The 10555-nt window shown below is 73.0% G+C and carries 9 protein-coding genes; 4 read left to right on the forward strand and 5 right to left on the reverse strand.

Translation table 11 applies throughout. The annotated features are described in order from the left end of the window. The coding region (locus ACWCSD_RS37805) for a pyridoxal-phosphate dependent enzyme (RefSeq protein WP_449922149.1) at window positions 1-205 on the forward strand (205 nt) is incomplete at its 5' end. A gap of 130 nt (window positions 206-335) precedes the next feature. Here ACWCSD_RS37805 and panB read toward each other — a convergent pair. Beyond that, a complete protein-coding gene (panB, locus tag ACWCSD_RS37810) occupies window positions 336-1163 on the reverse strand; it encodes a 3-methyl-2-oxobutanoate hydroxymethyltransferase (RefSeq protein ID WP_397162284.1) in 828 nt (275 codons plus the stop codon). A 135-nt stretch (window positions 1164-1298) separates the two neighbouring features. Between panB and ACWCSD_RS37815 the strand changes: the two genes are divergently transcribed. The 3 genes from ACWCSD_RS37815 (at window position 1299) to ACWCSD_RS37825 (ending at window position 4936) form a co-directional block, all read left to right on the forward strand. Next, the gene (locus ACWCSD_RS37815; protein WP_449922151.1) at window positions 1299-2540 is read left to right on the forward strand and encodes an MFS transporter; all 1242 of its coding nucleotides are present in this window, start codon (window positions 1299-1301) and stop codon (window positions 2538-2540) included. Window positions 2541-2769: 229 nt separating this feature from the next. After that, a complete protein-coding gene (locus ACWCSD_RS37820) occupies window positions 2770-4311 on the forward strand; it encodes an MFS transporter (protein WP_358294236.1) in 1542 nt (513 codons plus the stop codon). Window positions 4312-4318: 7 nt separating this feature from the next. Continuing rightward, window positions 4319-4936 carry a TetR/AcrR family transcriptional regulator gene (locus ACWCSD_RS37825; protein ID WP_387666025.1) on the forward strand — a complete coding sequence of 206 codons (618 nt, stop codon included), beginning with the start codon at window positions 4319-4321 and terminating at the stop codon, window positions 4934-4936. Between the two features lie 70 nt (window positions 4937-5006). On the opposite strand, the gene ACWCSD_RS37830 is transcribed toward ACWCSD_RS37825, so the two are convergent. The 4 genes from ACWCSD_RS37830 to ACWCSD_RS37845 all read right to left on the reverse strand — a co-directional run. Further along, window positions 5007-6119, reverse strand: coding sequence for a DNA alkylation repair protein (locus ACWCSD_RS37830; protein ID WP_449922153.1), 1113 nt, complete (start codon window positions 6117-6119; stop codon window positions 5007-5009). A gap of 123 nt (window positions 6120-6242) precedes the next feature. Continuing rightward, a complete protein-coding gene (locus tag ACWCSD_RS37835) occupies window positions 6243-8015 on the reverse strand; it encodes an NAD+ synthase (RefSeq protein WP_449922155.1) in 1773 nt (590 codons plus the stop codon). Between the two features lie 32 nt (window positions 8016-8047). Next, a complete protein-coding gene (locus ACWCSD_RS37840; RefSeq protein ID WP_449922156.1) occupies window positions 8048-9553 on the reverse strand; it encodes a BTAD domain-containing putative transcriptional regulator in 1506 nt (501 codons plus the stop codon). Window positions 9554-9602: 49 nt separating this feature from the next. Then, window positions 9603-10555: sensor histidine kinase (locus ACWCSD_RS37845; protein ID WP_449922158.1), on the reverse strand; the 953-nt coding region annotated here is incomplete at its 5' end.

Raw genomic sequence — 10555 nt, forward strand, 5'->3', positions numbered from 1 at the left:
CAGCGTCCTGGTGGACGACGACGCGATCGTCGCGGCCCGGCGGACGTTGTGGGAGCGGCACCGGCTGGTGGCCGAGCCCGCGGGCGCGGCGGCGTACGCGGCGCTGCTGTCGGGGGCCTACCGGCCCGCGGCGGGTGAGCGGGTGGCCGTCGTGGTCTGCGGCTCCAACACCGACCCCGCCACGCTCTCCGGCGCGGCGGGGTGAGCCCGACCCAGGTGCGCGGGACGCGGGAAGGCGCCCGGGGCCTTTCCGCGGTGCGGGAACGCGCCCGGGGCCTTTCCGTGGTGGGAGAAGGTGCCCGGGGCCTTTCCGTGGTGCGGGAACGCGCTCGCGGTCAGCAGTAGGTGTGCTCGGGGGCCGGGAAGGCCCCCGAGGTCACCTCGTCGGCGAAGGCCCGCACCGCGCGGTCCATCTCCGAGGCCAGGTCGAAGTAGCGCTTGACGAACTTGGCCGGGCGCGGCGTCAGCCCCATCATGTCCTGCCACACCAGGACCTGCGCGTCCGTGGACGGCCCCGCCCCGATGCCGACCGTGGGGATCGACAGCGACGTGGTCACCCGGTGGGCCAGATCGGCCGGCACGCACTCCAGCACCACCGCGAACGCCCCGGCCCGCTCCAGGTCCTTGGCGTCGGCCATCAGCTCCTCGCCCGACTGGCCGCGCCCCTGCACCCGGTAGCCGCCGAGCGCGTTGACCGACTGCGGCGTGAGCCCGAGGTGCGCCATGACCGGCACGCCCGCCGACACCAGCGCCTCGACCTGCGGCAGCACCCGCCGGCCGCCCTCCAGCTTGACCGCGTGCGCCCCCGCCTCCTTCATGAACCTGGCCGCCGACTCCAGCGCCTGCTGCGGCGACCCCTGGTACGACCCGAACGGCAGGTCCGCCACGACCAGCGCCCGCGACGACCCCCGCACCACGGCCGCGGTGAGCGGGACGAGGTGGTCGAGGGTGACCGGGAGGGTGGAGTCGAAGCCGTAGACGACCATGGCCGCGGAGTCGCCGACCAGCAGCACGGGCACGCCCGCCTGGTCGAACACCCGGGCCGTCATCGCGTCGTAGGCGGTGACCATGGGCCACCGCTCTCCGCGCTCCTTGGCCGCCGCGAGGTCGCGGACGGTGACCCGGCGGCCCGACGCGCCGCCGTACAGCGTGGTGGAAGACATGGAACTCCCTCCAGAAACGTCTCGAGGCGTCCCAGTGACGTCCCCGGACTCCTTCGATGATGTCATGAGGGGAAATCCAGTGGCGAAACTGTCGGTGCCTCTTGACACAATCGACGCGGAGGTAAACGACACACCATGGCTCTCGACCAATACCGCAGGCTCTTCCGGCTGCCCGGCGTCCGCACTCTGCTCCTGGTGGGGATGCTCGCGCGCGTCCCGGCCACCGCCATGGGAATGGCGCTCACCCTCCACGTGGTCTTCGGGCTGCGCCTCGGCTACGTCGAGGCCGGCGTGGTGACGATGGCCAGCACGGTCGGCATGGCCGTCGGCTCGCCGCTGTCGGGCCGGTTCGTCGACCGCCACGGGGTGCGTCCCGTGCTCGTCGTCACCACCCTGGCCCAGGCGGTGTTCTGGTCGTGCGCGTGGGCGCTGCCGCTGCCCGCCCTCGCCGTCGCGGCGGCCGTGGCGGGCCTGCTCAACCTGCCGGTGTTCAGCGTGACCAGGCAGTCGCTGGCCGCGCTGGTGCCGCCGGAGCAGCGGCGCACCGGGTTCACGCTCGACTCGATGCTGGTCGAGCTGTCGTACATGACCGGTCCCGCGCTCGCCGCGGCCGGCATCACCACGCTGGGCAGCACGACGACGCTGGTCCTCATCGGCGTCGGCATCACGGCCGCGGGCCTCGGCCTGATCGTGTTCAACCCGCCCACCCGGTCGGCCGTCGAGCTGGAGGAGCCGGTGGTGAAGGTGCCGCGGCGGCAGTGGCTCACGCCGGGCTTCGTCGCGCTGCTCGGCACCACGGCGGCGGCCACGTTCATCCTCACCGCGACCGAGCTCGGGCTGGTGGCCACCATCAACACCGCGGGCGAGACGCAGTGGGTGGGCCTCGCCGTGGCGATCTGGTGCCTCTACTCGCTGGTCGGGGGCTTCGTCTACGGCGGGCTGTCGCGCGGCTTCTCGCCCCTGGTGCTCATCGCGGGCATGGGCCTGCTGACCATCCCCGTGGGCCTGGCCGGCGCCGACTGGCGGTGGCTGATCCTGGCGATGCTGCCCGCCGGCCTGCTGTGCGCCCCGGCGCTGTCCTCCACCGTCGACGTGCTCAGCCGCTGGGTGCCCGCCGCGGCCAGGGGCGAGGCGATGGGCCTGCACGGCACGGCCCTGCTCATCGGCGGTGCCGCGTCCTCGCCGATCGCCGGGGCGATCATCGACGGCAGCGGGCCGACGTGGGCGTTCGTGGTGGCGGGGCTGGTCGGGGTGGTCATGGTGGTGGTCGCGCTGCCGCTGTGGCGGCGGCGTCCGCCGGTCGCGGGCACGCCGATCGCCGGCGCGCCGGTCGAGGCCAAGGAGCACGTGCTGCCTCCGGCGGCGACCAAGAGCTGATCCGGCGGTGGTTCCAGCCTGCCGGCCGTCCAGGCCGGGAGGCCTGTCAGCGGTGTCCGCAGGGCCTTGGGACGGCCTGTGCGGGGGGTGAACGGGGTTTCCCGTTTGTTTCGCCGTGCGCACTCCGCCCGTCAGGCGAAAGTTACGAAACGAGACCGTTGCGTATCGGAATACCTTGCGATACGGTGACGTTGCGAAACTTGGTCGTATCGAAATTAAGGACGTTCTCATGGATCAGAACGCGGGGCATCCACGCAGGTGGGGCATCCTGGGAGTGCTGGTGTTCAGCCTCCTGGCGGTCGTGCTGGACAACACGATCCTCAACGTGGCGATGAAGACCATCGCCGACCCCCATGCCGGCTTGGGCGCGACGCAGGGTCAGCTGGAGTGGGCGATCAACTCCTACACGCTGGTGTTCGCCGGGCTGCTGTTCACCTTCGGCGTGATCGGCGACCGCACGGGCCGCAAGCGCATGTTGTTCATCGGCATGGCGCTGTTCGGCCTGGCCTCGCTGGCCAGCGCCTACTCCCAGGACCCGATGCAGCTGATCCTCGCCAGGGCGGCGATGGGCATCGGCGGCGCGGCGATCATGCCGGCCACGCTGGCGATCATCTCCAACGTGTTCCCGCCCGGCGAGCGTGGCAAGGCGATCGGCATCTGGGCCGGCGGCGTGGGGCTCGCGGTGGCGATCGGCCCGATCACCGGCGGCCTGCTCATCGAGCACTTCTGGTGGGGCTCGGTGTTCCTGATCAACGTGCCGATCGTGGTGATCAGCATGTTCCTCATCGCCGCCTTCGTGCCCGAGTCGCGTGACCCGAAGCCGTCCAGGCTCGACCCGGTGGGCGTGCTGCTGTCGATCATCGGTCTGGTCGCGCTGGTCTACGGCATCATCCGCGGCGGCGACCTGGGCACCCTGGCCAGCGCCGAGGTGATCGTCCCGACGGTGGCCGGCCTGCTCGTGCTGGGCGTGTTCGTGTGGTGGGAACGTCGCATCGACAACCCGGTGTTCGACGTGCGCAACTTCAGCAACGTACGGTTCAGCTCGGCCATCGGCATGATGGGCCTGGTCTTCTTCGCGATGATGGGCGGGATGTTCTTCCTGACCTTCTACCTGCAGATCGTGCTGGGCTTCAGCCCGATCCAGGCGGGGGCCCTGATGATCCCGTTCGCCGCCGCGCAGCTCATCTTCGCGCCGCTCAGCCAGCGGGTGAACCAGCTCTTCGGCGCCAAGCTGTCGGCCACGGTCAGCATGCTCGTGGTGACCGCGGCGCTGGGCAGCTACGCGCTGATGGACGTCGACACGCCCGTGGTGCTGATCGAGATCATCTTCTTCGTCCAGGGCGCGGCGATGGCGAACATCATGCCGCCCGCGACCACCGCCATCATGGAGGCGCTGCCCAGGGAGAAGGCCGGTGTGGGCTCGGCCATGAGCAACACCGTCCGCCAGGTCGCCGGCGCGCTCGGCGTGGCCGTGCTCGGCTCGGTCCTGTCCAGCAGCTACCGCGGCGAGATCGCCTCGGCGCTCCCGGCCGGCGCCCCGCACGCCGCCGGTGAGTCGATCATGGCGACGATGGAGTTCGCCGGGAAGCTCGGCGAGCGCGGCCATGCGCTGATCAAGCCCGCCTTCGCCGCCTTCGTCGACGGCATGCACGTCACGGCGATGGTGTCGGCCGTGATCGGCCTGGTGGGCGTCGCGGTGGTGGCCAAGTGGATGCCGGGCAAGGCGCGCCCGGTCCAGCAGGCGGAACAGAAGGAACCAGCGGTAGTGTGAGGCCGCGATGACGATCCAGGATTCAGGGACTGCCCGCCCGGCGGGCCGTCCGCGCAGCGAGAAGGCCGAGAAGGCGATCATCGACGCGACCCTCGACCTGATCGGCGAGGGCATGGGGGTGTCGGAGCTGTCGATCGAGGCCATCGCGTCGCGGGCGGGCGTCGGCAAGACCACGATCTACCGGCGCTGGTCCAACAAGGAGGACCTGGTCGTCGACGCCCTGTCCACGCTGAAGGCGCCGCTCCCGCCGCTGTCCGGCATCTCCGTGCGTGACGACCTGATCGTCCTGCTCGACGCGATGCGCCGGGAGGCGGGCCAGGCCCGCACCCGGTGCGTGATGAACATCGCGATGAGCGAGGCCGATCGTTATCCCCGGCTGATGGAACGCTTCGTGAAGCGGGCCGTCGAACCGCGCAGGGAGGCGCTGCGCTCGGTGGTCGAGCGCGGCGTCGCCACCGGCGAGCTCCGGCCCGACCTCGACGTCGACCTGGTGATGGCCCTGTTCTCCGGCACGATGATGTGGCAGTCGAAGTGGGGGCCGGCCGGCGACCTCCCGGCCGACCTGGCCGAACGGGTGGTCGACATGGTCCTGCTCGGGCTGGCCGGAGACCGCGCCGAGCCCTGAGCCGCCCTCACCCGCCACGGAGGCGCGTCCCTCGGGACGGCCTCCGTTCGTCGTTCCGGGGGCCTGTGCCCTACTGTCGCGCCATGCCCTGACCCGCCTGCGCCGCCGGGCCGGGGGCGTCGGTCAGGGTGAAGGGCACGGTGGCGGCCACGCGGCCGTTGACGATGACGTCGAGCTCGCGCGGGCCGGGCGGCTCGTTGCGGGTGGTGACCGGGCGGAAGGAATGGCTCCTGCGCAGCGTGAACGCCGCCCCCTCGGCGGTGGCCGAGCGTTCGCCCAGGTGGAAGACGCGGCGCGAGCCCGCCCGGCGGACGGCGTACTTGAGCACCAGCGGGCCGGGCGCGCCCGCCGTGACCGTGACGGTGAAGGTCAGGCTGCCGCCGACGGCGACCGTGTCGGACTCCAGGGTGAGCGCCCGCGCCGAGCCGCTGCCCGGCGTGGCGCCCAGCAGCGCGAGCGCCTCGGGATGTCCGGACCGCAGCAGCCCGCGCACCGCGTGGCGGACGACCCGCTCGACGTGCGAGCCGCCGCCCGCCCGCCAGCGGGCCAGCACGGCGAGCGCCGCGTCGGGGTGGTCCTTGGCCAGGTCGTTGACGTGGTTGGCGACCGAGCGGCGGACGTATTCGCTCGGGTCGTCGCGCAGCAGGTCGAGCAGGGGCAGGGTGGGGCCGGGCGCCATCAGCCAGCCGACCCGCGGCGCCCACGGCAGGCGCGGCCGGGAGCCTTCGGAGGCCAGGCGGCGCAGGTGCTCGTCGGGGGACTCGGCCCAGCCGTACATGATCTTGAGGGCGTCGTCGCGGTGGCGGTCGAGGTAGGGGCGCACGGCGAACTCGCCCGTCGAGTACGGCGTGAGCGCCGCCAGCGTGGCCATCGCCGCCTCCAGGTGGCCGAGCCCGTGGACGGCGGTGTGGTCGGTGAGCGGCCAGCCGCTCCACAGGTCGAGCTCCCCGCGCGCGGCGCAGGCCCGCACCAGCTCGGCGGCCCGCGGATAGGGCAGCGGGAGGGCGTCGTGGAGGGCCGCGGAGACGTGCCTGACGCGGCCCTTCAGCTCCAGCGGGCCGAGCCCGGCCAGGGCGCGCTCGGTGAACCGGGCGCGCGGGAACGACGGCCACACGGCGGCCATGCCGCCGGCCAGCACCGAGACGGACCGGGCGTTGATCAGGTCTTTGAGCGGTTGTGCCACGCGCCCACCCTGCCACGCACGACCGACAATCCGCCCGCCCCTCCGGAGTGGCGGGGGCGGGCGAGCCTGCCGGTCGTCTGGCGGAAGAAGCTCGTCGTTCCTCAGGTGGACGAGGGCGGTGGGTCAGGTCGTCGTCTCGCGCCACCGGTTGGTGATGGGCAGACGGCGGTCGCGCCCGAAGTTCTTCGGCGTGATCTTGGGACCCGGCGGGTACTGGCGGCGCTTGTACTCCGCCAGGTCCACCAGCCTGATCACCCGCGTGACCAGCGCCGGGTCGTGCCCGGCCGCGATGAGCTCCTGCGAGCCCATGTCCTTCTCCACGTAGTCGTCCAGCAGCCGGTCCAGCACCTCGTACGGCGGCAGCGAGTCGGTGTCGCGCTGGTCGGGACGGAGCTCGGCGCTGGGCTCCTTGGTGATCGAGTTCTCCGGGATCGGCTGCTCGACGGCCATCAGGAAGCCCTCGCAGGTGTGCGCGTTGCGCCACCTGGCCAGCTCCCACACCATCGTCTTCGGCACGTCCTTGATCGGGGCGAAGCCGCCGGCCGAGTCGCCGTAGAGGGTGGAGTAGCCGGTCGCCAGCTCGCTCTTGTTGCCGGTGGTGAGCACCAGGTGGCCGTGCTCGTTCGACAGGCCCATGAGGATCATGCCGCGCACCCTGGCCTGGAGGTTCTCCGCGGCCAGGCCGGACAGCTCGATCTCCTTCTCGAAGGCCGTGACGATCTCGGCGATCGGCGCGATCCTGGAGTTGATGCCCTGCCTGGCCACCAGGTCCTCGGCGTCGGCCAGCGAGTGGTCGGAGGAGTAGCGCGAGGGCATGAGCACGACGTGGACCCGGGACGGGCCGATCGCGTCGGAGGCGATGGCCGCCGTCAGGGCCGAGTCGATGCCGCCGGACAGGCCCAGGATGACCGACTGGAAGCCGTTCTTGGCCACGTAGTCGCGTACCGCGAGCACCAGGGCCGAGTACACCTCGGCGGCCAGGTCGAGCCGCTCGGCGACGGGGGCGGGCGCCGCCGGGTAGGGCGCCACGGGCTCCTGCGAGAGCACCCGGCGCTCCACGGTGATCGTGGTGCCGTCGAGGGCGTCGTGGGGGAACGTCCCGGGCTCGGCGTCGGCGACCGGCAGGTCGAGGTCCACGACCAGCAGCTCCTCGCGGAACTGACCGGCCCGCGCGACCAGCTCGCCCGAGCCGTCCACGACGATCGAGTCGCCGTCGAAGACCAGCTCGTCCTGGCCGCCGACCTGGTTGACGTAGGCGAGCGCGCAGCCGGCCTCGCGCGCCCTGCGGGCGCACAGCTCCAGCCGTACGTCGTCCTTCTCCTTCTCGTACGGCGAGGCGTTCGGCACCACCAGCAGCCCGGCGCCCGCCTGGCCGACGACGGACACCGGCCCGCCCTCCTGCCAGAGGTCTTCGCAGACCGCGATCGCCACGTCCACGCCGTGCAGCCGGAAGATCGGCAACCGGTCGCCGCGCACGAAGTAGCGGTACTCGTCGAACACGCCGTAGTTGGGCAGGTGGTGCTTGGCCGTGCGGGTGACGACCTCGCCCTTGTGCAGCAGCGCGGCCGCGTCCAGCGGCGCGCCCTTGGGCTGCCCCACGCGGGGGGCCAGGCCGGCGCGGTCGACGTAGCCGACGACCACGGGGAGGTCGCCCAGTCCCTCGCGGTCGAGCCTGCGCGCCACCTCCTCCAGGGTCCTGATGCTGGCGTCCACGAAGGACGTGCGCAGCACCAGGTCCTCGACGGGATAGCCGGTGAGGAACATCTCGGTGAAGACGACGAGGTGAGCGCCCCGCTCGGCGGCGTCACGGGTCCACGCGACCAGCCGCTCGGCGTTGGCGGCGAGGTCGCCGACGGTCGGGTTCGTCTGTGCCAGGGCTATGCGCAGTTGTGCCACGTCATTAGCCTAGTACGACCCGATTTTTATCGTCAAAGCGACGAAAAGTGTCCCATGTCGCCAGGAGTGACCAATCCGGACTCGTAGGCCGCCATCACCAGCTGCGCCCGGTCGAACAGCCCCAGGTGGTCCAGCAGCGACTTCACCAGCGCCGACACCTCCTCCTCGGGCAGCGCGAGCGTCTGGCCGATCTGCCGGTTCGTCAGCCCGCGCGCGACGAGTTTGAGCACGTCGAGCCGGGCGTCGGAGAGCCCGGCCAGCGCCGGCGGCGAGGCCGGGTCGGTGCGGCCGGCGAACGCCGAGATCAGCCGGGTGGTGACCGCCGGGTCGATGAGCGCGTCCCCGACGGCGGCCGCCCTGATGGCGGCCAGGAACTGCTCGGGGGCCGAGGTCTTCAGCACGAAGCCGCTCACGCCCGCGCGCAGCGCCGCGTACAGGTTCTCGTCGCTGCCGAACGTCGTCATCATGACGACCTTGGGCGGGCGTTCCCCGGCCAGGATCCGGCGGGCGGCGGCCAGGCCGTCCAGGTGCGGCATCTGGATGTCGAGCAGCACGACGTCCGGCCGGTGCGCGCGCACGCCCGCGATGGCCTCCTCGCCGTTGGCGGCCTCGCCGGCCAGCGCGACGCCGTCCTCGCTGTCGAGCATGGCGCGCAGCCCCGCCCGTACGAGCGCCTGGTCGTCGGCCACCAGCACGCGCAGCACCCGCTCGTCGGCGGCCGCGGCCGGCGCGGACGACGACGGCGCTGGGGACGACGGCGTCGGGGACGGCGCTGAGGACGGCGGGGGCGGCGGCTCCTCCAGCCGCTGGGCCAGCATGTCGGCCTCCAGCCGGCGCAGCCCGGCCGACAGGTCGAGCCCCAGCTCGTCCCGCCACACCGCGCGGGCGCGGCGCAGCGCGGCCAGCGCGTCGCCCTGACGGCCCATCCGGTACAGCGCGAGGGCCAGCAGCCGCCACGCCTCCTCGCGCAGCGGATGGGCCGAGGCGTGCGCCTCCAGGTCGGCCACCAGGGAGGTGGCCCGGCCGAGCGCGAGACCGGCGTCGGCGCGCCGCTCGACCGCGATCAGCCGCAGCTCCTCCAGCCGGCCCGCCTCGGTCGCCGCCCAGGTCAGCTCGGCGAACTCGGCCAGCGCCGGCCCGCGCCACAACCCGAGCGCGCTCTCCATGGCCGCCCACACCTGCGGCGGCGGCCCCTCGGTCTTCACCAGGCCCTCGAACCGCCACGAGTCCACCTGCTCGGGCGCGGCGCGCAGCGCGTAGCCGGGCGCGGCCGAGACCAGCACCTCGGCCTCCTCGCGCGGCGCGCGGCCGGGCTCCAGCGCACGCCGCAGCCGGGAGACGTAACCCTGGATGGTGGACAGGGCCTGCGCGGGCGGATCGCCCGGCCACAGCTCGTCGATGAGGGTGTGCACGGGCACGGCCCGGCCGCCCGCCACGAGCAGACGGGCGAGCACCGCCCGCTGCCGCTGGCCGCCGAGGTCGAGGGGGACGCCGTCGCTCCAGGCGTGGAACGGTCCCAGTGCGGTGAATGTCAGCATGTCAGGGGTAAGCGTAGAGGGAGAACACGTCCGGGGATATGGCGAATTGTCACAGGGGGAGTTCGGCGTGGACAACCGTGCCGCCTCCCGGTCCCGCTCGTACGGCGCAGGTGCCCCCGAGCTCGGCGGCCCGTTCGCGCATCGAGCCCAGTCCGACGCCGGGCCGCGCGTCCGGCGGCAGGCCGATCCCGTCGTCGGCGACCGTGACGCGCAGCCGGTCGTCGCGGCGCAGCGTCACCGTGATCCGTGAGGCACTGGCGTGCTTGCGGGCGTTGGTGAGCGCCTCCTGCACGATGCGGTAGGCCGCGACCTCGACCGCGGCGGGCAGGCCGGTCAGCTCGCCCGACGTCTCGATCGGCGTCCCGGCCAGCTCCTCGATCGCGCCGGCCAGGCCCAGCTCGTCCAGGGCGGGCGGGCGCAGGCCGTAGACGAGCTGCCGGATGTCGCCGGTCACGGCGTCCATGCCGGCGCGCAGCCCGGCCAGCAGCCGGTCGGCCTGCTCGGGGGCGCTGTGCACGGTCAGCCGGGCGGCGTTGATCGACATGGCCATGCCGGTGAGCGACTGGCCGAGCCCGTCGTGCAGGTCGCGGCGCAGCCGCCGCCGTTCCTCCTCCCGCGCGGTCAGGATGCGCTCGCGCGAGCGCTGCAACGCCGCCGTCAGCCGTACGGCGTGCGCGGCGTCGGCGATGTACGGCGTGATCGTGGCGATCACCCGCTCGTCGTGGGCCGCGGGGAACCTGCGCCGGTCCGTCGGCCCGATCAGCAGCAGCCCGACCGGCTCGCCGTGCCACACCAGCGGGACCGTCCTGGCCGCCGCGCCCACCACGCCGGACGTGGTGACCGCGCCGTCGGCCTCGACCGCCACGCCGGTCACCGACAGGCCCTCGCGCAGCACGTCGAGCGTGGCCAGCAGGCCGTGCACCGGGTCGGTCACCCGCTCGGGGTTGTGCACCGCCGCCCCCCAGCCCTTCAGCGCGGCCTCCACGAACCCGGGATCGCCCC

Source organism: Nonomuraea sp. NPDC001684 (assembly GCF_053596515.1).

Bases quoted from the DNA above. Each gene is read 5' to 3' on its own strand.
- ACWCSD_RS37820 (WP_358294236.1), top strand. From the start codon at position 2,770: ATGGATCAGAACGCGGGGCATCCACGCAGGTGGGGCATCCTGGGAGTG.
- panB (WP_397162284.1), bottom strand. From the start codon at position 1,163: ATGTCTTCCACCACGCTGTACGGCGGCGCGTCGGGCCGCCGGGTCACC.
- ACWCSD_RS37815 (WP_449922151.1), top strand. From the start codon at position 1,299: ATGGCTCTCGACCAATACCGCAGGCTCTTCCGGCTGCCCGGCGTCCGC.
- ACWCSD_RS37840 (WP_449922156.1), bottom strand. From the start codon at position 9,553: ATGCTGACATTCACCGCACTGGGACCGTTCCACGCCTGGAGCGACGGC.
- ACWCSD_RS37825 (WP_387666025.1), top strand. From the start codon at position 4,319: ATGACGATCCAGGATTCAGGGACTGCCCGCCCGGCGGGCCGTCCGCGC.